General features: G+C 36.2%; 21 protein-coding genes, 1 pseudogene and 1 other annotated feature. Of the genes and pseudogenes, 18 read left to right on the forward strand and 4 right to left on the reverse strand.

Annotation, left to right across the window (positions count from 1 at the left end; genetic code table 11):
- Window positions 1-77 precede the first annotated feature (77 nt).
- The 6 genes from GSH73_RS01505 to GSH73_RS01530 all read left to right on the forward strand — a co-directional run bounded on the left by GSH73_RS01505 (window position 78) and on the right by GSH73_RS01530 (window position 6,707).
- A complete protein-coding gene (locus GSH73_RS01505; protein WP_014757207.1) occupies window positions 78-2,561 on the forward strand; it encodes an ASKHA domain-containing protein in 2,484 nt (827 codons plus the stop codon).
- 98 nt (window positions 2,562-2,659) lie between these two features.
- Complete coding sequence (locus GSH73_RS01510; RefSeq protein ID WP_014757206.1) at window positions 2,660-3,535, forward strand: ABC transporter ATP-binding protein; 876 nt, start codon at window positions 2,660-2,662, stop codon at window positions 3,533-3,535.
- A 12-nt stretch (window positions 3,536-3,547) separates the two neighbouring features.
- Window positions 3,548-4,345: an ABC transporter permease subunit gene (locus GSH73_RS01515; protein ID WP_014757205.1), complete on the forward strand. Its 798-nt coding sequence runs from the start codon at window positions 3,548-3,550 to the stop codon at window positions 4,343-4,345.
- A gap of 12 nt (window positions 4,346-4,357) precedes the next feature.
- Window positions 4,358-5,158 (forward strand): ABC transporter permease subunit, encoded by an 801-nt coding sequence (locus GSH73_RS01520; RefSeq protein WP_014757204.1) that lies wholly within the window; start codon window positions 4,358-4,360, stop codon window positions 5,156-5,158.
- 18 nt (window positions 5,159-5,176) lie between these two features.
- Window positions 5,177-5,806, forward strand: coding sequence for a TetR/AcrR family transcriptional regulator (locus GSH73_RS01525; protein ID WP_014757203.1), 630 nt, complete (start codon window positions 5,177-5,179; stop codon window positions 5,804-5,806).
- A 121-nt stretch (window positions 5,807-5,927) separates the two neighbouring features.
- Window positions 5,928-6,707: a serine hydrolase gene (locus GSH73_RS01530; RefSeq protein WP_014757202.1), complete on the forward strand. Its 780-nt coding sequence runs from the start codon at window positions 5,928-5,930 to the stop codon at window positions 6,705-6,707.
- A gap of 19 nt (window positions 6,708-6,726) precedes the next feature.
- Here the strand turns inward: GSH73_RS01530 and GSH73_RS01535 are convergent, their stop codons facing one another.
- Together GSH73_RS01535 and GSH73_RS01540 are read right to left on the reverse strand one after the other, a co-directional pair.
- Window positions 6,727-8,817 (reverse strand): heavy metal translocating P-type ATPase, encoded by a 2,091-nt coding sequence (locus tag GSH73_RS01535; RefSeq protein WP_014757201.1) that lies wholly within the window; start codon window positions 8,815-8,817, stop codon window positions 6,727-6,729.
- Between the two features lie 55 nt (window positions 8,818-8,872).
- Complete coding sequence (locus GSH73_RS01540) at window positions 8,873-9,238, reverse strand: ArsR/SmtB family transcription factor (protein ID WP_014757200.1); 366 nt, start codon at window positions 9,236-9,238, stop codon at window positions 8,873-8,875.
- A 149-nt stretch (window positions 9,239-9,387) separates the two neighbouring features.
- Here GSH73_RS01540 and GSH73_RS01545 point away from each other — a divergent pair, with 149 nt between their 5' ends.
- The 5 genes from GSH73_RS01545 (at window position 9,388) to GSH73_RS01565 (ending at window position 15,077) form a co-directional block, all read left to right on the forward strand.
- Window positions 9,388-10,527 (forward strand): DNA polymerase IV, encoded by a 1,140-nt coding sequence (locus tag GSH73_RS01545; protein ID WP_014757199.1) that lies wholly within the window; start codon window positions 9,388-9,390, stop codon window positions 10,525-10,527.
- 10 nt (window positions 10,528-10,537) lie between these two features.
- Window positions 10,538-11,905: an MATE family efflux transporter gene (locus GSH73_RS01550; RefSeq protein ID WP_014757198.1), complete on the forward strand. Its 1,368-nt coding sequence runs from the start codon at window positions 10,538-10,540 to the stop codon at window positions 11,903-11,905.
- 68 nt (window positions 11,906-11,973) lie between these two features.
- Window positions 11,974-12,480, forward strand: a complete 507-nt coding sequence (locus GSH73_RS01555; protein WP_014757197.1) for a DUF6106 family protein — start codon at window positions 11,974-11,976, stop codon at window positions 12,478-12,480.
- 15 nt (window positions 12,481-12,495) lie between these two features.
- Window positions 12,496-12,966: a tRNA (uridine(34)/cytosine(34)/5-carboxymethylaminomethyluridine(34)-2'-O)-methyltransferase TrmL gene (trmL, locus tag GSH73_RS01560; RefSeq protein ID WP_014757196.1), complete on the forward strand. Its 471-nt coding sequence runs from the start codon at window positions 12,496-12,498 to the stop codon at window positions 12,964-12,966.
- A gap of 347 nt (window positions 12,967-13,313) precedes the next feature.
- Complete coding sequence (locus GSH73_RS01565) at window positions 13,314-15,077, forward strand: restriction endonuclease (RefSeq protein ID WP_014757195.1); 1,764 nt, start codon at window positions 13,314-13,316, stop codon at window positions 15,075-15,077.
- 16 nt (window positions 15,078-15,093) lie between these two features.
- On the opposite strand, the pseudogene GSH73_RS01570 reads toward GSH73_RS01565, so the two are convergent.
- Window positions 15,094-15,414, reverse strand: a pseudogene (locus tag GSH73_RS01570) (3-deoxy-7-phosphoheptulonate synthase); the annotation flags it as partial.
- A 250-nt stretch (window positions 15,415-15,664) separates the two neighbouring features.
- On the opposite strand from GSH73_RS01570, the gene GSH73_RS01575 reads away from it, so the two are divergent.
- Window positions 15,665-17,176: a hypothetical protein gene (locus GSH73_RS01575; RefSeq protein ID WP_014759563.1), complete on the forward strand. Its 1,512-nt coding sequence runs from the start codon at window positions 15,665-15,667 to the stop codon at window positions 17,174-17,176.
- Window positions 17,177-17,377: 201 nt separating this feature from the next.
- On the opposite strand, the gene GSH73_RS01580 is transcribed toward GSH73_RS01575, so the two are convergent.
- The gene (locus GSH73_RS01580) at window positions 17,378-18,082 is read right to left on the reverse strand and encodes an N-acetylneuraminate synthase family protein (protein WP_235062535.1); all 705 of its coding nucleotides are present in this window, start codon (window positions 18,080-18,082) and stop codon (window positions 17,378-17,380) included.
- 48 nt (window positions 18,083-18,130) lie between these two features.
- Window positions 18,131-18,361: a binding site (T-box leader), on the reverse strand.
- Between the two features lie 140 nt (window positions 18,362-18,501).
- On the opposite strand from GSH73_RS01580, the gene GSH73_RS01585 reads away from it, so the two are divergent.
- From GSH73_RS01585 to mntA, 6 genes are all read left to right on the forward strand, one after another.
- Window positions 18,502-19,230 (forward strand): fumarylacetoacetate hydrolase family protein, encoded by a 729-nt coding sequence (locus tag GSH73_RS01585; RefSeq protein ID WP_014757193.1) that lies wholly within the window; start codon window positions 18,502-18,504, stop codon window positions 19,228-19,230.
- 11 nt (window positions 19,231-19,241) lie between these two features.
- On the forward strand, window positions 19,242-21,704 hold the full coding sequence (locus tag GSH73_RS01590; RefSeq protein ID WP_014757192.1) for an MBL fold metallo-hydrolase: 2,463 nt from the start codon (window positions 19,242-19,244) through the stop codon (window positions 21,702-21,704).
- 26 nt (window positions 21,705-21,730) lie between these two features.
- Window positions 21,731-22,984 (forward strand): nickel-dependent malate racemase, LarAH6 family, encoded by a 1,254-nt coding sequence (larAH6, locus tag GSH73_RS01595; protein ID WP_014757191.1) that lies wholly within the window; start codon window positions 21,731-21,733, stop codon window positions 22,982-22,984.
- Window positions 22,985-22,987: 3 nt separating this feature from the next.
- Window positions 22,988-23,554: a dihydroxyacetone kinase transcriptional activator DhaS gene (gene dhaS, locus GSH73_RS01600; protein WP_014757190.1), complete on the forward strand. Its 567-nt coding sequence runs from the start codon at window positions 22,988-22,990 to the stop codon at window positions 23,552-23,554.
- Window positions 23,555-23,679: 125 nt separating this feature from the next.
- On the forward strand, window positions 23,680-25,257 hold the full coding sequence (locus tag GSH73_RS01605) for an oleate hydratase (protein ID WP_014757189.1): 1,578 nt from the start codon (window positions 23,680-23,682) through the stop codon (window positions 25,255-25,257).
- Window positions 25,258-25,632: 375 nt separating this feature from the next.
- Window positions 25,633-25,923, forward strand: a complete 291-nt coding sequence (gene mntA, locus GSH73_RS01610) for a type VII toxin-antitoxin system MntA family adenylyltransferase antitoxin (protein ID WP_432422594.1) — start codon at window positions 25,633-25,635, stop codon at window positions 25,921-25,923.
- Window positions 25,924-26,111 lie beyond the last annotated feature (188 nt).

Consider the following 26,111-nt stretch of genomic DNA (forward strand, 5'->3'; position numbering starts at 1 on the left):
AAATTTAGTTATCCTTAATATATGATATAGAAAAAGGATTTTGGAAGTTTTCATTGAAACAAAATGAGGAGGAGAAGATGGATATAAGGTCTTATGAGATAGAGATAGATGAGAAGTCTGTTTTAAGGTATTTAGGATATAAAGATTCTGAGCCTTATAAAGATTTATTAGACAAAATCAGGAATGCTATAAATGATGCTTATGATGTCATTGAGCCTGTGGTCTGCTTTGACAGGGCTTCTTTTGAGTACGACAATGAAAATGATGCCATAAAGTTTCTAAGCGGTGATATGATAAATGATAAATACATAGTAGAAAGATTAAAAGGTGCAGAATATGTTATTATGGCTGTTGTCACAATTAAAGGCGGCATTGAAAGTGCATCATCAAGGCTTTTTAACGATGGAAAGTATATGAATGGAATGATATACGATGCCATCGGGAATGCGGCATTAGATAAGCTTTGCGAGAAGTTTTACAGAGATGTGGCGGATTATGCGTCAAAAGAAGGGTATGCAGTGACGGAGATGATGTTTCCCGGCGATGACAAGTGGGATATAGCATCACAGAAGATCATATTCAAACACCTTGATGCATCTAAGATAGGCGTTACGTTGGATGAAAATAACGTGATGCGCCCTGTAAAATCTCTGTCCTTCATATTAGGAATAGGAAAAGATATTAAGTCGTCATCTTCACACAATGATTGCAGCAAGTGCGATTTTTCCCAGTGCATCTACCGCAATGAGAAAAATATAAATTATTTGTTAAAAGTCAAATACAGAGATGAATACAAGGAAATTTTAGCGCAAGATGGTGCAAACCTTTTTAAAACATTGATAGAAAATGGCGTGCCAGTGCCTAATTCATGTGGCGGCTATCGCACTTGTGGAAAGTGCAAAGTCATAATAGATGATAAGCTTCCTGTGACTTCTGAGGAGATGAAGAATTTAAGCGATACAGAGCTTGAAAAGGGCGTAAGGCTTTCATGCTTTGTAAATATTGATAGAGATCTTTCTATCACGATTTTAGATGAAGGAGAAATATCAGTCTTGACTGATAGCATGGGACTATTTGAAGTCGACAGTGTAAACCCGAGAGTTAAAAAAATCCGCATAAAGCTTGATATGCCTACACTGGATGACCAGAGAGATGATTTTAAAAGAATATGCGATGCATTAGGATTTGACGCAAAAATTCCACTAAGCGTATTAAAGGTGCTTCCAGGCGTATTAGAGAAAAATGGCTACAATGCCATTTGCGTATTGAGAAAGAATGAGATCATATCGGTTGAAGGTTCTGACTCTGTTGGCAGTTTATACGGCATATCTTTGGATATAGGCACTACTACAATTGCTGCATACTTGTACGACATTGCCACAGGGAAAATGATAGATGTTTTTTCAGGCGCGAATCCACAAAGGTCGTATGGTGCCGATGTCATATCGAGGATAAATTATACAATCGCTAAAGAAGATGGACTTTATAGATTGCACATGGCGATGATTGAAGAAATCAATATGATAGTAGATCACTTTTGCGAAAGACAAGGAATTTCAAATGAAAGTATATATGAAATAGTGATGGTTGGCAATACCGTCATGATGCACTTGGCTTTAGGAGTACCTGCTAAGAATATCGCTAATTCGCCTTATATACCTGCATTTACGTCATCGATTGAAGTTAGGTCAAGAGATTTAGGGATAGATATAAACAAAGAAGGGTACGTTGTGACGCTTCCTATGGTTTCTTCATACGTAGGAGCGGATACGGTGGCGGCTGTACTTTCAAGCCGCATCAGTGAAAGCGACGATATCATTTTGCTGATAGATATAGGCACAAATGGAGAGATAGTGCTGGGGAATAAAGACTTTCTCATATCGTGCTCCGCTGCTGCAGGTCCTGCTTTTGAAGGAGCTGGCATTACTTTCGGTTTAAGCGGTGTAGAAGGCGCAATAGATCATGTGGACCTTGAAAGAGATCCCATATTTACTACCATTGGAGGAAAAGCAGCAAAAGGTATATGCGGTTCAGGCATCGTCGATGTGGTGGCAGAGCTTTTTGAGCATGGGATAATGGATACCACCGGTAGGATAATGGAGAGTGAAGAAGTAGTGGATCCGGTGGGAAGGAAATTTTTAAACAGTTTAGTTAAATACGATGATACACCATCATTTTTAATTGATGAGGCAGGTGGCATATACCTTACACAAAAGGATATAAGGCAGGTACAATTGGCAAAAGGAGCCATACAGGCTGGAATCAATATTCTCATGAAAGAGATGGATATTGCTGAAAAAGATATAAAAAGAGTTTACTTGGCAGGAGGGTTTGGCAGTTACATAAGCATAGAAAGCGCTGCAGCAATCGGACTTATACCAAAGGGATTAAAAGAGAAAGCAGTTCAAATAGGGAACGCAGCAGGGTTAGGAGCGTCATTTGCACTTCTCTCTGATGATATGCTTGAGAAATCAAAAGTGATAAGAGACAAGGTTAAGTACATAGAGCTTTCAAATAAATCTTCTTTTCAAGAGGAATTTTTAAAATCATTGTACTTTTAAAATTCCTCTTATTTTTTTAGAAGTGTATTGACTATATGGTCAATAAAGACTATAATCGAATTGGATATTGACCAAATGGTCAAAAAGGAGGCGCTTTTATGAAAATCATTGAAGTTAATAACTTGACCAAGTATTACGGCAAATCAAGGGGTATAATCGATGTAAGCTTTGATGTGGAAGAAGGTGAGGTATTCGGCTTCATAGGCCCTAATGGTGCAGGGAAATCCACTACAATAAGGATACTCTTATCTCTTATTTATCCTACATCTGGCAGCGCCAGGATTTTCGGCAAAGACTGCATAAAGTACGGACCAGATATAAAGAAGGATATAGGATATCTGCCATCAGAAGTCTTCTACTACGACAACATGAAGGTGATAGACCTTTTAAAGTATTCTGCAAGTTTTTATAAAAAGGACTGCAGCAAGAGGATAAAAGAGCTTTCAGAACTTATGGATTTGGATTTGGACAAAAGGATCGACGACCTTTCATACGGCAACAGAAAGAAAGTAGGCATAGTACAGGGACTTTTGCACGAGCCTAAACTGCTTATATTAGATGAGCCGACAAGTGGACTTGACCCACTTATGCAGCAAAGGTTTTTCAATCTTTTAAAAGAAGAAAACAAGAAAGGTGTCACAATTCTGTTTTCGTCCCACATACTAAGCGAAGTCCAAAAATTGTGTGATAGGGTGGCTATCATAAAGGAAGGCAAAATAGTGAGCCTTGAGAAGATAAGCACATTGAGGGAAAATAGCTATAAGAAAATCTACATTGAGGCAAATGCTCCTTTAAAAAGTGAGTATTTTAATATGGATGGTGTAAGCGATCTTCAGGTAAAAGATAGGACGGTCAGCTTTTTATTTAAAGGTGATATAAACAATATAACGAAGAAGATAGCAGAGATAAGCATATCAGATATTGCCATTGAAGAGCCCAGTTTAGAAGAAATCTTCATGCATTACTACACTTAAGGGGGTGTCATTATGAACGTATTTTTGTACGAGTTGAAATCAAAAACAAAGTCTTTAGCCGTCTGGTCTATATCACTAATCTTTGTGGCAGTTTTTTTACTTTCCATGTATCCTACCTTTTACAAGAATGCGTCTTTGTTCAAAGATGTATTAGAAGGCTATCCTGTAGCTGTGAGAAAAGCTTTTGGCATCTCTATTGACGACATAATCAAGTTTTTAGGCTATTATTCTTATGTATTTTCTTATGTGGTGCTTTTAGGTGCTATACAAGCCATGAATTACGGTGTGTCTTCGATATCAAAGGAGATTAAGCTTAAAACGGCTGATTTTCTCATGACGAAACCTGTAAAGCGAGGATATATTTTAACGTCAAAGATTTTATCATCCATCGTCGTACTTTTGATTACAGATGCTGTTTACTTTTTATCTGCATTTATCATGGCAAAATCGGTAGCGAAAGAGCCTTTTAACATCAAACTCTTTTTCATGATTTCTGTTACACTTTTGTTTGTGGAGATGATATTTTTATCTATCGGGGTTTTGCTGTCATCGGTTGCGAGGAAGATTAAGTCTACAACATCTATTTCTTTAGGAGTTGTATTTGCATTTTATGTAATTGGCATGATTCAGGCTATTTTAAACGACGACAACATGAAATATTTGACGCCTTTTAAATATTTCGATTTAAACTACATCATGAAAAATTCTTCGTATGACATTCATTTTTCCGTCATATCTTTGCTTATAGTCGTTGTGTCGATTTTTTTAAGCTATGTCTTTTTTCAAAAAAGAGACATCTATGCAATGTAAGGGGGAATATGAGTGAATATTTACATTAAAGAGATGAAATCCAGCGTTAAGTCATTGATTATATGGTCTTTGGTGATGATTGCCTTTGTGGCGTCGTCGATGGGGAAATTTGCTGCCAGCTCATCCATATCTGGACAATCTCTTAACGACATGATTTCAAAGATGCCTGATGCCTTAAAATCCATGTTTGGCAGTGGAAATTTTGATTTATCGAAGGCTATAGGTTTTTACGGCGCCATGTTCATATACATCGTATTGATGGCTGCTTTGCACGCTTCGCTGATTGGTTCTAATATACTTTCTAAAGAGGAAGATGATAAAACTGCGGAATTTTTGATGTCAAAACCTGTGCCGAGAGCAAAGGTTATTACGTCAAAGCTTTTTGCCGCGTTTACAAATATAATCATTTTTAATGCTGTGACTTTCGTTTCATCTTTGTATTTTGTGGGATACTACAGCAAGGGTGAAAACATTAGTGGTGATGTGCTAAAATTGATGTTGGGCGTATTAGCATTGCAGCTTATATATGTTTCATTGGGATTGTACTTTTCAAGTTTTTTAAGAAATCCCAGGTTATCTTCGCCTATTACTATAGGTGTGATGCTGGCAACGTATATTTTATCTCTTGCCATAGATATAGACAATCACCTTTCCCGTTTAAAGTACCTTACGCCTTTTAAGTATTTTGACGCAAAAAATTTGATGAATGGGAAGAGATTTGAGATAATATATGTTGCAATATCCGCTTTAATTGTGATATTGTGTATTGGCGGGACTTATGTTTTCTATCAAAAGAGGGATTTGAAAATTTAGTTTTAGGAAGGGATCTTTTTGTACGATAGCTTTGAAAATCTAAGCGATGAAAAGAGGGACAGGATAATTGAAGCAAGTCTAAGAGAGTTTTCTGAAAAAGGCTATATGAGGGCTTCTACAAACGAAATTGTCAAAAATGCTGGAATATCAAAAGGCCTTCTTTTCCACTACTTTAAGAGCAAAAAGAATTTGTTTTTGTATCTTTTTGATCGGATTGTAGATGAGTTTGTCGCTGCTTTTTATGAATTCATAGATGATTCATCTTCGGATATATTTGACAGGCTTATGAGCTGGACAATGGTTAAATTCAGATTGTATTACAGAAAGCCTTTAGAGTACAGATTTTTAACAGTATCTATTTATGATTCGCCAGAAGAAATAAAAGATGACATATTGAAAAGATATGAGAGAATAAGCAGTGAAGTCATGAAGAAATTTATGGAAAATTTAGATTTGTCGCGATTTCGAAAAGACGTAGATATTAGTAGGTCTTTAAGCTTTATCATGACGTCCATTGAAGCGATTGGCAACAATTATATAAAGAAGTATAATCATGACATTGACAAACTTATTGCGGATAAAGATAAGATCATTGATGATTTAAAAAGTTGCATAAACATGCTTAAGTATGGTATATATGAGAAGTGATGGAATGAAATTGGGTGGTTAATACACCTGATTTTTTTGCCTTTAAATAGGTACTGGATTTTTTCTTCAAAAGTGATACTATTAAGACGTACGGAATTATGAGAAAAGGAAGTGCTTAATTATGAGTTTACATGATGACATAATGAATTTCATCAGCAATGCTGATGGAGATATAGGTGTTTCTGTAAAAAATCTGAAGACTGGAGAAATAATAAGCGTAAATGAAGATATGATGTTTCCATCTGCCAGCACGATAAAAATACTTATCATGGCACAGATATATAAGATGGCTAAAGAAGGGTACATAAGGCTAACTGACAACATCGTTTTATCTGACTTTATGAAGACGGACGGCAGCGGGATCTTGTACCAGTTAAACAGCAAGCACAAATTCACCATAGAAGAACTTATAACGCTGATGATAATTATAAGCGACAATACTGCCGCAAATGTTTTGATCGATATAGCAGATATGAAAAATATAAATAAGATGGCAGAAGATTTAGGCTTGGTTAATACTAAAATACAGAGAAAGATGATGGACTTTGAAGCAGCAAAATCCGGCAAGGACAACTACACATGTCCAAAGGATATGACGCGCCTTTTAGAGCAGATGTACTCTGGAAAAGTTGTAGATGAGGAGTACAGCATTAAGATGATAGAAGTCTTAAAGAAGCAACAGGATTTGGGAAGGCTTGATATGTACTTGCCGGATGACATAGTGATTGCTCATAAGCCTGGGGAACTTAAATCTTTAGAGCACGATGTAGGAATAGTGTTTTTAAAAGATTGCGACTACATAATAAGTGTGATGACAAACAACATGACTACGAATCTTGATGGAAAGATTGCCATAGGGAAAATATCAAAGATGGTCTACGACGAATACGTAAGATTATAAAGCAGCAAGTTTTGCTGCTTTATTTTGTCAAGATTCTAAGGGAGTTAAGCACCGCAAGTACAGTTACCCCAACGTCTGCAAATACTGCTTCCCACATTGTTGCAAAACCTAATGCTCCTAATGTGAGGACAGATAATTTAACGCCTAATGCCAAAATTATATTTTCTAAAACAATTTTATGAGTTTTCTTTGCTATTTTTATTGCGTCAACCAATTTATAAGGCTCGTCTGTCATCAGCACTACGTCTGATGCTTCTATAGCAGCATCAGTGCCGATTTTTCCCATTGCAATTCCTATATCTGCTCTTGTTAAAGCTGGAGCATCATTTATCCCATCTCCAACAAAAGCTACTTTGCCGTTATAGTTATTTCTGCATAGCTCATCGACTACATTGACTTTTTCATCAGGCAGAAGCTCCGAGTGAACACCATCAAGTCCTAACTCATTCGATATATATTGGCTTATTTCTTTTTTATCTCCGGTAAGCATGATAAGCCTTTCTGCACCTAAGCTCTTAAGTGTTTTTACAGTATCTTTGGAGTCTTTTTTTATTGTATCAGATATGACGATGTATCCTGCATATTTTCCGTCTACTGCTATATGGACAGCACTGTACGGTCTGACATCCTTACATGCTATATTATGACTTTTCATCAATTTTGAATTTCCTATAAGGATTTCTTTATCATCGATAATAGTTTTTATGCCATTGCCGGCAAGCTCAACATAATCTTTTATTTTTCCTGCGTCAATTTCTTTGCCGTAAGCATTTATGATAGATGATGCTATAGGATGATTTGAGTAGTATTCTCCGTATGCAGCATATTTAAGCAGTTCATCGCTTTTTAAAGGATTTTCTGCATTGATTTCTGTCACTTTGAAGGTACCTTCTGTCAATGTGCCGGTTTTGTCGAAAACTATTGTTTTAACATCGTTTAAAGCTTCTAAGTAATTGCTGCCTTTTATAAGGATGCCGCTTTTTGACGCAGCTCCGATGCCGCTGAAGAAACTTAACGGTACCGATATGACAAGGGCACATGGACATGATATGACTAAGAATACCAGCGCTCTGTAGATCCAATTTGAGAAGTTCTCATTTAAAAGTAGAGGAGGGATTGTAGCTATAAATAATGCAGATAGTGTTACGATTGGTGTATAGTATTTTGCAAATTTCGTTATAAAATTTTCGGCTTGTGCTTTTTTATTGCCGGCATTTTCTATCAAATCAAGAATCTTTGATACAGTTGATTCTTTAAAGTTTTTTTCAACTTTGATAGTGAGAAAGCCGTTTTTGTTTATAAAACCGCTTAATACATCAGAACCGATTGTAACTTCCATTGGTAAATATTCTCCTGTCAGAGATGATGTATCCACAAATGATTTACCATCTATTACTTTTCCATCCAGCGGTATTTTTTCACCTGGTTTTACTAAGATGATATCGCCTATATTTACTGTTTCTGGCGGTACCTTTTTTATATTATTTCCAATCTTTAAGTTTGCGTAGTCAGGCCTTATATTCATCAAATCTTTTATTGATTTTCTAGAATTGTCTACAGCGTAATCCTCAATAAGTGTGCCTATTTGATAGAAAAGCATGACGGATACGCCTTCTTCATATTTGCCGATTGCAAAGGCACCTATTGTGGATATGCTCATGAGAAAATTTTCATTAAACAATTGACCTTTCAAGAGTTTTTTGATGGACAGCGTAATTATTTCTCCACCTGAAATAATGTAACTTATGAAAAAGAAGGAGAACTTCACGTATTCTGGAAGTTTAAAAATAACAGGCAGAATGAATAAAATTGCTGCAAATAGTAATTGCTTTATTTTCCATTTAAAGTGGCTGTCTTTGTCTTTTGTGATTTTGCTTTCAGGATCAGAAATATGAATATTTGGTTCAATATCTTTTACAACTTTCTTTATAATTTTGTTTATATCATTTATCTTGTTTATATTTTCCAACTCAACAGTTAATTTTGTATTTATAAGATCTACTTTGGCATTGCATATTCCATCTATCTTTTTTACATCATCTTCTATTTTTGCTGCACATACAACACAGTCTAATCCTTCTAACAGAAATGTCTTCTTTGAGCCTTTCATGCTATTTGCCTCCAACCTTATCCCTTCTTTCATATAAATTTAAGCCAGATAACTGTCATTCTTCTATATGACTAAAACCTTGGTCAAATATCTTTGTGACGTGGTCATCTGCGAGAGAATAGTAAGCGACTTTGCCTTCTTTTCTGTGTTTTACCAGTTTGCTTTGCTTTAATATCCTTAGCTGATGAGATACTGCAGATTGATTCATGCCAAGTGTCGCCGCAATATCGCATACGCACATTTCGGACTTTAACAAAACACACAATATTTTGATTCTTGTGGTATCGCCAAATATTTTAAAAAGTTCGGCAAGGTCATATAATTTTTCTTCTTCAGGCATTAGCTTTTTTACTTTCTCGACAATGTCAGCGTGTATCACAGTTATTTCGCATATATCATCTTTATTGATTTGGTTATTCATAAAAACACCTCAATATATGAATATTTGTTCATACGTTTATTTTATAATTTTCAAAAATAGATGTCAACTCATTTTTTGATTTTCTCAATTATGGTTTAATAAAATGCTGTGGTATAATTGTTGTAGAAAAAAAGGTAGAGGGATAATACATGATGCGCAAGATAATCCATGTAGATATGGATGCTTTTTTTGCATCTGTTGAACAGCATGACAATCCAAAACTTAGAGGAAAGCCTGTCATAGTAGGTGGGCTATCTGGCAGAGGTGTCGTATCTACATGCTCTTATGAAGCGAGAAAATATGGCGTTCATTCGGCGATGCCTATGTATATGGCGAAGACTTTATGTCCACACGGCGTTTTTTTGCCGGTAAGATTTCAGCGGTACAGGGAAGTCTCCGAAAAGGTGTTTGACATACTTTATAGTGTGACAGACATTGTGGAGCCTTTATCCATCGATGAAGCATACCTGGATGTGACTGATATCGACAAAAATCCAGAAGATATTGCCAAGGAAATAAAAGAGAAAGTGTATATGACGACAGGGCTTACTGTGTCTGCAGGCGTTTCATACAATAAATTTCTTGCCAAGATTGCGTCGGATTGGAATAAACCTGATGGGCTCATGGTCATAACTGAAGACATGGTGCCTGACATATTGAGACCATTAAGCGTGTCGAAAGTTTACGGCATTGGGAAAAAATCTTCGGAAAGGCTTAAAAAAATAGGCGTAGAGAAAGTGGATGATTTGCTTAAATTAAGCCAGGATGAGCTTAGGAATATATTTGGAAAGTACGGAAAAGAGATATACGACAGGATAAGAGGCATTGATTCAAGGCCTGTTGAGACTTACAGGGAGACGAAATCAATAGGGAAAGAGACAACTCTTAAAAAAGACACCAGCGATGTAGATTTGCTTTTAAAGTATTTAAGAGGATTTGCCAACATAGTATCATCAGAGCTTAAAAGTGAAGGCCTCTATTGCAGGACTGTAACCGTAAAGATAAAGACTTCAAATTTTATTGTCCACACAAGAAGCCGTACATTAAATGAATACATAGATTTGCCTGATGATATTTATTCTGTTGCTGAGTCTATATTTAAAGAGGCTAAAATAATACAGCCTGTAAGACTTATAGGACTTTCTGTGTCAAATTTAAGTGCCATAAAGATAAAGCAGTTGTCACTTTTTGACTTGGATGTCAAGAGAAATTTAAAGATCGATAAGATAGTGTATGATGTGAATAAGAAGCTTGGAGGACATTTTGTAAAAAGAGGAAGCGATATGTAGGGGGGTCAAAATGGAGAAAACTGAACAGCGATTTAGCCTTCAAAAGGAAATATTGGAGCTGGCATGGCCTTCTATAACTGAACAAATGCTTATAATGATGGTTGGCATGGTATCAACCATATTTGTAGGTCACATAAGTACAGCAGCTATAGCGGCAGTAGGCATGATAAATACTTTGGTGTTTTTCTTTCAATCTATATTTGCAGGGCTGTCTACAGGGTGTACGGTAATCGTTGCAAGGCTGATAGGAGAAGATGACGATGAAAATGCAAAGCTTGCTGTAATGCAGGCGCTTGTAATGTGCATAATCATTTTTATTTTGTTTACCGTTTTCGGATACATCTTTGCTGTCCCGCTGATAAAATTGTTTTTTGGTTCTGTAGCAAAAGATGTATTTGAGCTGGGGCTTATGTACTACAAGATCATTCTTTTAGGCATGCCATTTGTGATAATAGATATTGTATTGGGTGGTGCGCTAAGAGGTGCAGGTGACACCAGGACGCCAATGTACATTACTGCTACCATAAATTTGATAAGCCTAATCTTAAATTCTCTTACAGTCTTTGGCGTAAATGTCGGTGGACATCAGCTTATACCTGCTTTTGGAGTAAAAGGTTCTGCCATGTCTGTTACTATAGCGAGGGTCATAGGCGGTTTTATACAACTTTATGTTCTTTACTTTGGAAAGAGAAGGATCAATTTAAGCATAAAAGACGGAGTGAAGCTTAATTTTCCCATGATGTTAAGAATCGTGAAGGTTGGCGTCCCTGCGTCTTTAGAGCAGCTTATAATGCAAGGCGGATTTTTGATAATGCAGGTTATAGTTTCTACAATGGGTACTGCGTCTATTGCAGTGTACCAAATAGGCATGAATGCCAATGGCCTTGCATTTATGCCTATATTCGGATTTCAACTGGCAGCCACTTCCTTGGTCGGAAGGAGCTTAGGGGCCAGAAAGATGATGTTGGCAGAGACGTACGGAAAACTGTCAAATAAAATAGCTGTGCGGATAATAACAGTCATAGGCATTGCCATGTTTATATTTGCACGTCAGCTTGCTGCGCTTTATTCAACAGATCCTGAAGTCATAAGGATGGGTGCTGTAGTAATAAGGATATTTGCTGCGATTGAACCGATGCTGGCTATAATGAATGTGCTATCTGGTGTTTTAAGGGCAGCAGGGGATCTGGTGTATATAGTCGTGACGGCATTTATAGGGCTTTGGCTTTTCAGGATTGCTATAGGATACGCTTTAGGCAAGTGGATGGGCATGGGCATATATGGCATATGGATAGGAATATGCTTTGACTTCGTCGTTCGTTCTTTCATGTACACTTATAGATTTAAGCAGGGAAAGTGGAAATATCTTATGGTGTAAATAATGGTGTTGCAAATTTGATAAAATAAATTTATTATAAAAGTATAATTAAGCTGGGAGTTGATTTTGTGGATATATTTATTGAAAAACTTGTAAAGAAACAGAGGACATCTAAAGATACGCTTAAAGCTTTGGGACTTATTTTAGCTTCATTGGTAATTGTTTTTTTTATAATACCACTTATACCTTTTGTGAAAGGTTTCCTCATCTTTTTTATCGTTGCCATACCTTTTTTTGCTTACTACGTGATTAAATCGCAAAACATTGAATACGAGTACGCATATACCAACGGTGAGCTGGATGTAGACAGGATAGTGGCTGAAAGCAGGAGGAAAAGACTTTTAAGTGTTGACTGCAAAGACTTTGAAATCGTAGCAAAGGTGTCAAGCGACAAGTATTCAGATGAGTACAGAAAGATACCAAACAAGGTAGAAGCGGTAAGCTCAATGGCATCGCCCGATGTGTACTTTGCTGTCTTTGAAAATGGCGGCAAAAGGACGATTCTCTACTTTGAACCTAATGATAAGATGATAGAAGCCATGTGGAAGTACATACCAAGAAAGTTCTTTAAATAAAACGGAGGAATGTAAATGCCTATAAATATAGTATTGGTTGAACCGGAGATACCACAAAATACGGGTAATATAGCCAGGACTTGTGTCCTTACAGGCTCTAAGCTTCATTTAGTAAAGCCACTTGGATTTTCTTTAAATGAGAAGTATTTAAAAAGATCTGGACTTGATTATTGGCCATACCTTGACTTAAAGGTGTACGAAAATTTAGAGGAGTTTTTAGAGTCTACAAAAGGATGTAAATATTATTTAGCTACGACGAAAGGCAAACACTTTTATCACGAAGTAGTGTATGAAGACGAGTCATACATCCTTTTCGGGAAAGAATCAGCAGGACTTCCTCAGTGGCTGAGGGAGAAGTACGAAGATGACTGCATAAGGATACCTATGAACGAGGTAAAAGCAGAAAGGTCTTTAAATTTGTCAAATTCTGTGGCAATTGTGGTTTACGAGGCATTAAAACAATTAGGTTTTCCAAATATGTATTGATAAAGAGTGCAGCTAAAATCAGTGTTTCTTTATTAAGCAGCTTAGTTGTACGGATCAAGATATTATTAATGCAGGTGGACTAATTTTTGAACAGTTCGCCTGCATACTTTATTTAATTTCTTTTATACACCTTTTAATCTTGCTTAAGAAAGTTTACAAATATTTTTGGCTGCATTATATGTTGCTGGTTACAGCACTTATATTGATTTTAGTTGCATCAATTATAGGAAGGCATTAAAAGATGTTCGAGCACAGGAACTTAAGATTGTCTGTAAAAGTTTGTTGTTAATTATTGCCTGTTGCGGTATACTTACAGTAAGAGATACCAATTGCAAGGTGGTGTTATGATGGCTGATAATAAATTGATATACGCAATTGAAGAGAGAATAGGACAGCCTGATTTGTTTACCGGAAGAAAGGAAGAGCTGTCTTATTTTGAAAGATGGGCAGACGAGATATCTATGAAATTATCAAGATCAACAGCACTGCTGTCAAGAGGGAAAAAAGGAAAAACAGCACTTGTGGAAAGGCTTTACAATATCATATACACAAAAAATGGACCTTTAGTGCCATTTTATTTTGAAGTAAAGGAAGGCAGCAAATGGATCGTTGACTTTGCTTTAAGCTTTTATACGTCTTTCATATCTCAATATCTTGGTTTTAAACTAAGGGATGTAAGCTTATGCCGTACAATAAAAAGCCTTGATGAGTTAAATGAAATTGCATTGAAAAACGGATATAAAGCCATTTCAGATAACATAAAGCTATTTAAAGATGCGTTAAAAGATAAAGATATGGTTGATACGATTTGGAATAATGCTCAATCGGCACCGCATAGAATTGCAAGCGTGACAGGTGATTACATAGTACAGATAATCGATGAATTTCAATTTATGAATAGTGAAATATACTGGGATACTGGAAAAACAAGAGTAGCTAATGATCTTGCAGGAACATATTTGTCGTTGGCAGAATCAAAAGTTGCGCCAATGCTTGTAACGGGAAGCTGGGTAAGCTGGCTTAAGAACATAATAAGAGGTCAATTGCCAGGAAGATTTATAGAGACAGAGCTTAATAATTTAAAAGAAGAAGAAGGACTTGAAGCAATATACAATTACAGCATAATAACAGGCGTTCCCGTGTCAGATGATGTGGCATTGTATCTAAACAAATTAGTAAACTCAGATCCATTTTATATAAGTGCAATAATACGAAGCATATACAAAGACAAAGATTTAACTACTATTGACGGGCTTATGAAAACACTGGATTTTGAATTAAGGCGTGGCAGCATATACGGAACATGGATGGAATACATAACTCGAACATTAAGCACGGTGAATGATAAAAATGCAAAGAAAATAGTTTTGTTTTTGTCAAAAAATAGAGAGAAAGAGTGGACGCGGCAAGAGATAATAGCTAAGTGCAATTTGCCGTATGATGACAGAGAAGCTGAGAACAAACTTCAAATGCTAATAAAGGGAGATCTCATAAGTGAAGGGAGTACAAGCATAAGGTATAAAGGCATGACAGATGACATATTTTATAAAGTGTTTAGATACAAATACGAGGAAGAAATAGAGAATTTTCCGTTAGAGAAAATATTAGATGAAGAACGTGAAAAAGAGCTTATGCAGATAGAGGCTTTGCAAAAAGAAATAAAAAGTTTAAAAGGCAGAGAAAAGTATTATAAAGGACATATATTAGAATATGTATTGATGAAGTACCTTAAGTTTGAACAATATAAAAAAGAAAATGCAGCGTTGAAAGACAAAATATACAATCCGATACAAGGAGCTGAATTTACAAGATATCAAGAGGTAAAACCATACAAGGTTATGTTAGAAGGTGGAAGAGAACACGAAATAGATATCTGGGCAAAAAGCTATGAAGAAGGTAAAGATCTTTTCATAGAAGTAAAAAGTTGGGAGAAGCCTATTAGCAAAAATGATGCTGAGAAATTTGTAAAAACAGTAAGAGATATGAAGACTTTAGGCATAAAAGGTTACTTTATATACTATTCGATTAATGGTTTTGAAGATGATGCAAAAAAATATCTTGATGACAATGGAATAATGTATGCCGACAAAAAAAGCTGGGCTATCGTATGATAATCCAGCTTTAATTTTAATCTTTCAATGCCAAAAGAATTTTATTCACTTCTTTTGCAACCTTATCAAATTCTTCAGGCGTTAATGACTGCGCACCATCTGAAAGGGCCATGTCGGGATGTGGGTGTACTTCTATGATGAGTCCATCTGCCCCAACTGCTACAGCAGCCCTTGATAATGGCGCTATAAGGTCACGCCTGCCTGTGCCGTGACTTGGATCGACAATCACAGGTAGATGCGAAAGGTTTTTAACGGCAGCGACGGCATTTAAGTCCAGAGTGTTCCTTGTGTACGTCTCAAATGTGCGTATGCCCCTTTCACAAAATATGAATATTTTCGGCAACTTCTGTTGCCTGATATATCTGAATTTCAGGAGACATCTTTTAAATTTATCCCCCAAAATTTCATTCTGAAATCCTTTTTCGATTTCCAATTCATTTACATCTTTATTTACATTGTAAGATTTTTTCTTTATATTTCCCTTTATTTAACATATATGGTTGCATTCTATCTTGACTTTTTTAAATCGCCCCAATAATCGAAATGGATGGTGTTTTTACCATACTACTTGTTATTGAGGTGATTTTATGTTGGGCGCATGGCGTTCGCATTCTGATTATCAGTCTTTCCTTGTCGAAAATATTCAACCCATTTATGCTTCAGATAAAAATCGTGTCCTTCAATTTTCTGAAGCTTTATCTAAACTCTATAATTTAGATCTTGATGTTCTTAAACCTGTACTGGAACCTTATTACTCTAATACTGGTTCTCCAGCCAAAAATCAGCCTGAAGTTTTTCGGTCTTTTGTACTTATGTCTCTTCTTAAATGTCACAGTATTACTAAATGGGTTTACACGCTTCATCATGATAATCTTTTGTGTTGCATGATTGGCGTGTCTCCTGATAATATTCCTGGTGTTGGTACTCATTATGACTTGATTAACAGGTTATGGCTTGAGGATCCTGATATTGAAAAAGACCGACAGGATTCTCTCCATCCTTTTAAACGCAAACCACGTAAAAAACTTGCTAAAAATCAGAAGCTCCCACCACGCCACCCTGGTATTATACAGAAATTTGTTGATTTGGCTTTACAGGGTAAAATTTTTGAGTCAAGACCTGAGAAGCTTCTTCAACAAATTTTTGCCGATGTTGCTGTTAGGCCTTCCGCCAATGATGGCATCCTCGGTGATATTGAAAAACTTACTATCTCCGGTGACGGTACTTGTATTAAAACCGGCGGAAGTCCTTTCGGTATTAGAACTTGTGATTGTGCTAATAAGGGTATATTTAATTGTGACTGCCATCGCAAGTTCTCTGACCCCGATGCTCGCTATGGTTGGGATAGTTATCATGAGACATGGTTTTATGGTTATTCTGGTTATTTTTTAGTGACATACAACGAAGAGCTTAAATCTGATATTCCGATTTATCTTCGCTTGGTTGAGGCTCCTCGTTATGATGGTGTTACTGCTATTATTGCTTTGTCTGAAGCAAGGGCTTTGTATCCTGATTTCGTTTTTGATAAATTTATTGGTGATTGTGCTCATGATAATTACCCTACTTATCATCTTCTTAATAAGTGGAATATTAAACCTGTAATTCCGCTTAATAAGAAGAATAAAAACAACAGCAAGTACCAAGGTACTATTAAAATCAATGAAAATGGTATTCCTGTCTGTATGGCAGGATTATCTATGGTTTACAATGGTTTTATGAAAGACCGTAACAGAATTAAATGGCGCTGTCCTTTTGCGACTGGTAAAGTTGATTCATGTAATTGTAAAGATAAGTGCTCCTCTTCTGATTATGGTAGAACCGTTTATACGAAGCCTTCATCTGATCCTCGCTTGTTTACCGTCATTCCACGTGGTTCTGATGAATGGAAATGCGAGATGAAAAAGCGAACTTCTTCTGAGCGTGTTAACAAAAGGCTTCTTAATGACTATGAGTTGGAGCTATCTAAAACCAGAGGCAAAAAGCGTTGGTCTTTCTGGATTATGATACATTCTATTAATATCCATCTTGATGCTAGATTGAAAAAATCTAAGTTTGATTTTATTTCTATGCTTGATGGATTATTAGGTAGAGCAGCATAAATATTGAGATTCCATATACTGTTAATTTTTAAACCTATTTTATTAGGCTTTATTTCTTATACTCTTTTTTTAAATTGATTTTCATTATTTTACATTTTCTTTCCTCTTTTCAGTATTTTATCGCAAAGGCTTTGTTATTTTCTGTATCTAATTTCTAATTTATGCCATAGTATGACGCTGGAAATTAGTTTCCGAAATCACTCAAAATATGACATTTGGATTTCCCTCTTTCATGATGTATTCCGCTGCATTAAGCCATTCTTCTATGGTTGATGATAAGCCCCGCTTCAGTAAAACTGGCATATTTGACTTGCCTATTTCCTTTAAAAGCTCAAAATTTTGCATGTTTCTTGAGCCTACTTGGAGTATATCTGCATATTGTGATACTTTTTCGATGTGGGAGCTGCTGACTATCTCGGTTATAGTGACCATACCTGTTTCCTGACCAACAGCGTTTAATATCTTAAGCCCTTCTTCTTCTAATCCCTGGAAAGAATATGGTGATGACCTTGGCTTATATGCGCCGCCTCTTAAAACTTTTGCACCGGATTTCTTGACTGCCCTGGCAGCTTCAAGCATTTGCTCATAGCTTTCTACAGCACAGGGACCTGCCATCATGACGAAACTGCCTCCGCCGATGTCTACATCTTTGACTCTTACCACAGTGCTGTCAGGCTTTGCAGACCTTGACACAAGCTTATACGGTGAGGAAATCCTGACGACGTCGTATACGCCTTCCATTGAGGATATAGGCTTATCTTCGAGGATTTCCACATTTCCGATGACGCCGATTATAGACCTTTCAGCACCATTTACTACGTGCGTCGATAGATTGAATTTATTTACGTATTCGCAGACATTTTTTATATTTTCTTCTGTGGCATTTTCTTTCATTATAATGACCATCAAATCAACCCCTTTTAACATATTATCTTATAAAAAAAATCTCTCATCCCAAAGGACGGAGATTTTCCGCGGTACCACCTTTATTAACCATGAAAGGTTCACTCTAAGAGTACAATCATACTCCCTTCTTTTTAACGGTAGAAGACTCCGGCATCACCTACTTTAGTTTCAGATCGCAACTTAAGAGGGAACTTCAATATGCTTAAGATGTCCGGCTTCCACCATCCCGGACTCTCTTTAATCCTCTACATACCTACTTTCCTCTTTCATCGTCTTTCACTCAAATTATTGTAATAATAATACAACAAAAAGACCCTTGTGTCAATAAAATTTTTTACTTTAAATTACTAAAATGTTTTTACACATCTTTTATATTATGCTAAAATATCTATAAAAAGATATAAAAAGGAGCGGTATACATGAGAATTGTAAGAATAGATGATGAAGGAAAGAAGTATGGAGTAGTAGATGGTGAAAATATTTTTACAATAGATGGGAGCTTGATTAAAAATTTAAAGATTGATGACGTGAAGCTTTTGCCGCCATGCGATATGACAAAGGCTGTATGCGTTGGATTGAATTACGGAGATCACATTGAGGAGATGGGGGACAGGCGCCCTGATGAGCCTACTTTGTTTATAAAGCCTGCAACTGCAGCGATAGGACCTGATGATTACATAGTGATTCCAAAAATGTCAGAGAGAGTTGACTACGAAGGAGAACTGGCTGTCGTGATAAAAAAGACGGCAAAAGATGTTTCAGAAGATGAGGCATTAGACTATGTACTTGGCTATACAATCGCAAATGATGTCACTGCCAGAGATCTGCAGTCAAAAGACGGGCAGTGGACAAGAGCAAAGTCATTTGATACGTTTTTGCCGATAGGGCCCTGGATTGAGACGGACGTAGATCCATCAAACTTAGAGATAAAAACATACGTAAATGGCGTATTGAAGCAGCACAGCAACACGAAACACCTTATATTCAATGTGCCTAAGCTTGTATCATTCATATCCCATGTGATGACATTAAATCCTGGCGATGTAATACTTACAGGCACTCCATCTGGAGTGGGACCAATAAAGTCAGGGGATGTGGTTACAATCGAGATTGAAGGAATAGGCAAGCTTACAAATAAAGTCAAGTAAAGGGGATACACATGAAACTTTGTTTTTGCGGCGGAGCAAGTGAAGTAGGCGCATCGTGCTACTTAGCGAATATAGATGGAAAAAATATTTTACTGGATTGCGGCATAAGGATGTCGTCTAATAAGGATAACCTTCCTGATTTTCAGCTTATTCAGGAAAATGGCGGCGTCGATGTGATATTGATAAGCCATGCTCACATGGATCACATTGGCGCACTGCCTATAATATCGAGGATTTACCCGGATGCCAAGATATACATGACACATGCTGCAAAAGATTTGACAAGGGTACTTTTGTACGACAGCTTAAAGATAATGGAAAGAGAAGCGGAGATACCCGCTTATGCTGAGATACATGTAAAGGAAATGCTAAACAGGATTATATGCCATACGCCTGGGCATACATTTTCACCTTTTTTAGACGCTGATTTAAAGGTTACTTTCTACAGCGCCGGTCATATAGCAGGTGCAGCGTCAATATACATAGTCGGAAATGGGGGAAGCTTTTTTTACTCAGGTGATTTCTCGAGATTTAGGCAGAATACGATAGAAGGTGCCTCAATACCTAAATTAAGGCCAGATGTAGCCTTTTTTGAATCAACGTATGGCGATAAGCTTCATGCAAATAGAGAATTAGAAGAATCAAGGCTTGTTGAGAAGATAGGATCTGTAGTAAAAAATGGCGGAAAGGTGCTGATACCTGCTTTTGCACTTGGGAGAGCGCAGGAAATAATCCTCATACTAAAAAAAGCTATAAATAAAGGCATGATAAATACAAAGGTTTACGTAGATGGCATGGTAAAAGATATATGCAGGATATACAAGTTAAATCCAAACTACCTAAGGGAAAATTTGGCTAAGAAGATTTTTAAAGGCGGAGAAATATTCTTTGATGGCAACGTGATGCCAGTTGACATGCCTGAAATGAGGGAAGAAATCATAAAAGAGCCATGCGTGATAGTATCAAGCTCAGGAATGCTTACAGGCGGTCCCAGCCAGTGGTATGCTGAAAAGCTGGCAGGAGACGAAAAAAATCTGATAGCCATAACAGGGTATCAAGACGAGGAGTCTCCAGGGAGAAGGCTTTTGGAGCTTACAGATGAAAAAGACGATGATAAAAAGCTTAAATTGGGGGATAAAGAAATACCGGTAAAATGTGCAGTTGACAAGTTTGGACTTTCGGCACATGCCGATATGAGCGAGATACTGTCGCTTGTAAATTTCCTTTATCCTAAAAAAGTGTTTTTAATCCATGGCGATCCAGATGTGATAGATTTTTTAGGAAGAGAAGTGCAGAGGGACATTAGGACAGATGTGTATGTACCACAAAATGGCGATGTGCACGATATCGATATACAAAATCCGCGAAAACAGCTTAAAAGAGAGCCGTTTCCTTCAATGAAAATGGAAGATGCTTTAAATGAAGGCAATGTAGAGAAGCTTTGGAGATTTGTGCTGGATAAAATTGGCGTAGACATAGGATTGTCTGTAGAAGATATAGGGGAAATATGGGGTTGCGTGGAAGATACTGATGCTTTAAAAGATTTGCTAAATAACTCAGTATACTTTCAGCCTGATAAAAAGAGGATGTTTTTATATCGCCCTGTATCAGAAGAAGAACTGAAGTCAGAAGAAGATAAAGGCCCTATGGAAGTGAACAAGATGCTTTCATTAGTTGATGAATACTTCAGCAGAGAGTCAGGACTATACAAAAAGGGTGCCAGATTTGATGAGAAGATAGCTATTTTGTACTTTGATTTTCCAGATGTAGCTAAAAATAAGTATTCAGACTTATTTAAAGAATTTGAAAAAATGACAGGGTGGAAAGTCGAATTAAACGAAAATGTAAATACCTCAGCTATAAATGATGCGATATATAAGCTTATGCCAAATGTCTCTGTTAACAAAGTTTCTTACAAAGCCGCCGACAAATTAGTATCTGTAAAGATCGACGGAGAAATTGAAAATATTGAGGAAGTAAAAGATAAATTTTACAATGAGACGGGACTTAAGCTTAACATTAATGGGCAAGACGCGCCAGTTGATACAATTCACCTCGTCGATACAGGCGATGATAAACTGGAGCAGAATGAAGCACTTAAGATCATAGATGAAACATTTAAGGATTTGCCACATAAGCCCTATAAAAAAAGCATAAAGACATTAAACGGCATCAAGTACATTGAGCTATCTTTCATATCTAAAGTAGTCGGCGAAAGGTACAAAGAAAAAATAGACGAGCTTATAAAGAAGACTGGCTGGCCGATCTTGGTAGGAAATGGATGCAATCAGATAGAAGTCATAAATATTGCAAAGAGAGTATTCGGAGAAATGGGAGTTAACCTTAAGAAAAACCCAAGCGTTTATTTAGACGACCTGACAGTTGGCATATCGATAGATGGCGATGTCACAGATGAAATCATCAAAAAAATAAATGACACATTGTACGACATGACAGGATTAAGGCTTAGGTAAATATAAATTGTAAAGGAAGGTTTGCGATGGGATATAAGGATGTTTCATTGAAATACGGGAAAGGTACGGTAAATGTAAAAGTAGATGAAAATATGTCTACAGTGCTTTATCCTGAGGATTTGCCAGGCGTTGAAGACCCCATGGCAGAAGTATTAAGATCGCTTGAAAAACCAATTGATAAAGCGCCTTTATCTGATTTGGTTAAGGGCAAAAAAGATGTCGTCATACTTGCCAGTGATATAACAAGGCCATCACCATCACAAATTTTGATACCGCCTATAATTGATGAATTAAACAAGGCAGGCATAAGCGATGATAGCATAAAAATCGTTTTTGGGCTTGGATACCATAGAAAGCATACAGATGATGAAAAGAAGACGCTTGTTGGTGAAGAAGTATTTAAAAGGATAAAGTGTATCGACCATGATATAGATGATTGCGTGTACGTTGGCACTACAAAAAGAGGTACGCCTGTAGAAGTCTTTCGTGAAGTATACAATGCAGATTTCATCATAGCTACAGGTAACTTAGAGCTTCACTATAAAGCAGGATACAGCGGAGGACATAAAGCGCTGCTTCCAGGTGTTTGCAGCAAAAATACAATAGAAAAAAACCACGTCCTTATGTTTTCAGAAGGAGCGATGCCAGGCAAAATCGATGGAAACCCTATGAGAGAAGACATCGAAGAAGGAGGAAAGCTGGCAGGTGTTGATTTTATAGTAAATGCAGTTTTAAACAGTCATAAAGAGATAGTAAAAGTAGTATCTGGAGATCCCATAAAAGCCCACAGAGAAGGCGCTAAATACATCGATAAGATGTACAAAAGAGTTATACCCGAAAAAGCTGATATTGTCGTTGCTTCATGTGGAGGATACCCAAAAGACATTAACCTTTATCAAGCTCAAAAAGGGCTTGACAATGCCCAATATTCTGTAAAAGATGGCGGCACTATAATATTGGTTGCGGAATGCAAAGAAGGGCTTGGAGAGAAGCTTTTTTCAGATTGGATGGTAAACTCGTCATCTATAGATGAACCATTGAAATGGATAAAAGAAGAATTCAGGCTTGGAGCACACAAAGCCGCTGTAATCTGCGAAGTATTGAAAAGGGCGGATATATACCTTGTGTCGTCTTTTGATCGCAGTTTTACTGAAAAGATATTCTTTAAATACGCTAAAACCGTTCAAGATGCACTTGATGAAGCCATTAAAAAATACCGCGATCCTAAGGTACTTGTTCTTCCATACGCAAATTCAACCTTGCCGTATGTGGAGGAGTAGTGTATGGCAAATTCTCAAATAACGAAAAAAGTAATGGCTGATGCCCTTAAAGAATTGATGAAGACAAAGCCGTTAAATAAAATCTCCGTACAGGATATAGTAGATAGATGTGGTCTCAATAGGCAGACTTTTTATTATCATTTTCACGATATTTTTGAACTGCTTGAGTGGATTTATAAAAAAGAAGCTATTGAAAAAATCTCTCAATATAAAAATTATGAACATTGGACAGAGGGATTTTATCAAGTATTTAAATACATTGAGGATAACAAATTATTCTGCATGAATACATTAAACTCATTGGGGAGAGAACACTTGGAGAATTATCTTTACTCTGTAACATATGATCTTGTTATTGGGGTTGTTTATGAAATATCCAAAAATATGAAAGTGAAGGAGAAACACAGGGAATTTATTGCGAATTTTTATACCTTGGCATTTATAGGATTGATCATACAATGGATGAAAAAGGGGATGAAGGAAGAACCGGAGAAACTAATTAAAGATTTAAGTGAACTTATTGAAGGCAATTTTATGAAAGCTCTGCAAAAATATGAGCTGTGTGATTAAAAAATATACAAATTCTATCAAATGTCAAAATTTTATACAGTTTAAGCTCTTTGATTATTTCAAAATCGGCGTTATAAAGCTATATTATTTTTAGAAATATTTGATAATCAAGGAGCTGATTTTTTATGAGAGATTATAAAAACACTCATGCTTATTTTGTAGGAGGAGGAATAGCTTCGCTTGCAGGAGCGTGCTATTTGATTAGGGATTGCAGCTTTCCAGGTGATCATATTCATATTTTCGAAGAATTGAATGTCTTAGGTGGAAGCAATGATGGTGCGGGTAATCCTGAAACTGGATATGTAATAAGAGGCGGCAGGATGCTGAACGATGAGACTTATGAAAATAGTTGGGAGCTTTTATTGTCAATACCATCCATCGACAATCCGGAAAAATCTGTTAGAGAAGAGATAATTGAATTTGATTCTCAACATCCAACCCATTCCAATGCAAGACTTGTTGATAATAACGGTGAAGTTGTAGATGTATCATCTATGGGTTTTGACAATGAGGATAGGATTGCTTTGGCAAAGCTCATTGTAACACCTGAAGAAAAGCTTAATATGTTGAAAATTAGTGATTGGTTTAAACCACACTTTTTTGAGACCAATTTTTGGTACATGTGGGCAACGACTTTTGCATTTCAACCGTGGCATAGCTTAGCAGAATTAAGAAGATATATGATAAGGTTTATGCATGAATTTCCAAGAATTCATACATTGGAAGGTGTGACAAGAACACCTTATAATCAATACGATTCTTTAATTTTACCAATAAAGAAGTTCTTGGAAAATCACAATGTTGATTTCAAACTGAAATGCGTCGTAACAGATCTAGACTTTAAGGATTCAGATGAAATCACAGTTACAAAGATATACTACAAAGAAGAAGGCATAGAAAAGACAATTGAGTTAAATGAAAGCGATGTTGTATTTGTCACGAATGGTTCTATGACAGAGGGCTACAGCTTGGGAGCCATGACAAAGCCACCTGTTTTAAACGATAAAGGTGCATCGTGGAAATTGTGGGATAAGATTTCAAAGAAAAAACAAGGTTTAGGAAATCCTACTGTATTTGACGATAATATACAAGGATCAAAGTGGGAATCATTTACTGTAACTTGTAATAATTCAAAGTTTTTTGATTTGATGGAGAAATTTTCGCGCAATAAAGCTGGGACAGGTGCTCTTGTTACGTTTAAGGATTCTAATTGGTTTATGTCAATTGTTTTGGCACATCAACCACACTTTAGAAATCAACCTGATGATGTAAAAGTATTTTGGGGGTATGGATTGTATCCAGATAATCCGGGCAATTATGTTAAAAAGAAAATGTCAGAATGTACAGGAGAAGAAATATTAATTGAACTTTTGCATCATTTAAAATTTGAAAAAGAGATGGACGATATAATAGGATCAGCAAATTGCATTCCATGCATGATGCCATTTATTACAGCACAATTTATGCCAAGGTCAATAGGAGATAGACCTCAAGTTGTACCGGAAGGCTCAACTAACTTAGCATTTATTGGGCAATTTTGTGAAATACCTGATGACGTAGTATTCACCGAAGAATATTCAGTTAGGTCTGCAAGAATTGCTGTATATAAACTTTTTGGAATAACTAGACCAGTGGAACCGATAAATCAATATCAGTATGATGTAAGAACGTTGTTTAAGTCATTTGTGACGATGTTCAAATGAATATATGATTAAAAATCTCTCCATCTGAAAAGAGGGGAGATTTTTTAATGCTGTTATTTAATATTAACGCTAAATTATATAAAAAACTCGAAAGAAAATTATCATCTTTTAGTGAGGAGATGAATTTCTATTGTATGAGATAGAACAATATGGCATAATAGTCTTGAAAGATTTTATCAAGAGAAATTAATGTCTTTTTATACAAGCGATTTTTCTATTAATGTCATGTGTATCATGATGAATGGTGGTGATGACTATGAATATTAACGATGAACAAGTCGATGTAATAAAGAATTTTCTTATAAATAAAGTAGAGCGTATGTAATATATCTGTTTGGTTCGGCTGTAAATGGTATATTTAGAAGCGACAGTGATATTGATATTGCGTATTTAAGTGATAAAGATATTAGCGGTTATGATTTATTTATGATTTCGCAGGAATTAGCGGATTTACTAAAACGGGATGTGGATTTAATAGATTTGCGAAAAGCATCAACTGTATTCAAAGCTCAGGTGGTAGGAACGAAAAAAATAATTTATTGCAGCGATGATTTAAGGCGAATGAATTTCGAAATGTATGCATTGAAAGATTATGCGAAATTAAATGAGGAAAGAGCTGAAATAATTGATAAAATATTAAAAAGGGGACGGATTTACAGTGAGTGATGTGATTATTAATAAAACTGAAATTATGCATTCCTCAAAATAGTAGAGATGTATTTGAAAAGGTGGCCTTTAAAGCCGCCTTATTTTTATGCAAAAAAATCGGTGTTTTTATCATGCTTTTATTTATTTCATATTGTGTTATTTGATACTATGTTGTTTATTGTTGGTTTTTAGTATATAATTTAATT

The sequence above is a fragment of the Thermoanaerobacterium aotearoense genome (assembly GCF_009905255.1).
GTDB lineage: Bacteria > Bacillota > Thermoanaerobacteria > Thermoanaerobacterales > Thermoanaerobacteraceae > Thermoanaerobacterium > Thermoanaerobacterium aotearoense.

What these genes read in the sequence shown, in the direction of transcription:
- dhaS (WP_014757190.1), top strand. Translation starts at nt 22,988, where the DNA reads ATGGCAAATTCTCAAATAACGAAAAAAGTAATGGCTGATGCCCTTAAA.
- GSH73_RS01545 (WP_014757199.1), top strand. Translation starts at nt 9,388, where the DNA reads ATGATGCGCAAGATAATCCATGTAGATATGGATGCTTTTTTTGCATCT.
- trmL (WP_014757196.1), top strand. Translation starts at nt 12,496, where the DNA reads ATGCCTATAAATATAGTATTGGTTGAACCGGAGATACCACAAAATACG.
- GSH73_RS01510 (WP_014757206.1), top strand. Translation starts at nt 2,660, where the DNA reads ATGAAAATCATTGAAGTTAATAACTTGACCAAGTATTACGGCAAATCA.
- GSH73_RS01605 (WP_014757189.1), top strand. Translation starts at nt 23,680, where the DNA reads ATGAGAGATTATAAAAACACTCATGCTTATTTTGTAGGAGGAGGAATA.
- larAH6 (WP_014757191.1), top strand. Translation starts at nt 21,731, where the DNA reads ATGGGATATAAGGATGTTTCATTGAAATACGGGAAAGGTACGGTAAAT.
- GSH73_RS01575 (WP_014759563.1), top strand. Translation starts at nt 15,665, where the DNA reads ATGTTGGGCGCATGGCGTTCGCATTCTGATTATCAGTCTTTCCTTGTC.
- GSH73_RS01585 (WP_014757193.1), top strand. Translation starts at nt 18,502, where the DNA reads ATGAGAATTGTAAGAATAGATGATGAAGGAAAGAAGTATGGAGTAGTA.
- GSH73_RS01535 (WP_014757201.1), bottom strand. Translation starts at nt 8,817, where the DNA reads ATGAAAGGCTCAAAGAAGACATTTCTGTTAGAAGGATTAGACTGTGTT.
- GSH73_RS01565 (WP_014757195.1), top strand. Translation starts at nt 13,314, where the DNA reads ATGGCTGATAATAAATTGATATACGCAATTGAAGAGAGAATAGGACAG.
- GSH73_RS01550 (WP_014757198.1), top strand. Translation starts at nt 10,538, where the DNA reads ATGGAGAAAACTGAACAGCGATTTAGCCTTCAAAAGGAAATATTGGAG.
- GSH73_RS01515 (WP_014757205.1), top strand. Translation starts at nt 3,548, where the DNA reads ATGAACGTATTTTTGTACGAGTTGAAATCAAAAACAAAGTCTTTAGCC.
- GSH73_RS01590 (WP_014757192.1), top strand. Translation starts at nt 19,242, where the DNA reads ATGAAACTTTGTTTTTGCGGCGGAGCAAGTGAAGTAGGCGCATCGTGC.
- GSH73_RS01540 (WP_014757200.1), bottom strand. Translation starts at nt 9,238, where the DNA reads ATGAATAACCAAATCAATAAAGATGATATATGCGAAATAACTGTGATA.
- GSH73_RS01530 (WP_014757202.1), top strand. Translation starts at nt 5,928, where the DNA reads ATGAGTTTACATGATGACATAATGAATTTCATCAGCAATGCTGATGGA.
- GSH73_RS01580 (WP_235062535.1), bottom strand. Translation starts at nt 18,082, where the DNA reads ATGGTCATTATAATGAAAGAAAATGCCACAGAAGAAAATATAAAAAAT.
- GSH73_RS01505 (WP_014757207.1), top strand. Translation starts at nt 78, where the DNA reads ATGGATATAAGGTCTTATGAGATAGAGATAGATGAGAAGTCTGTTTTA.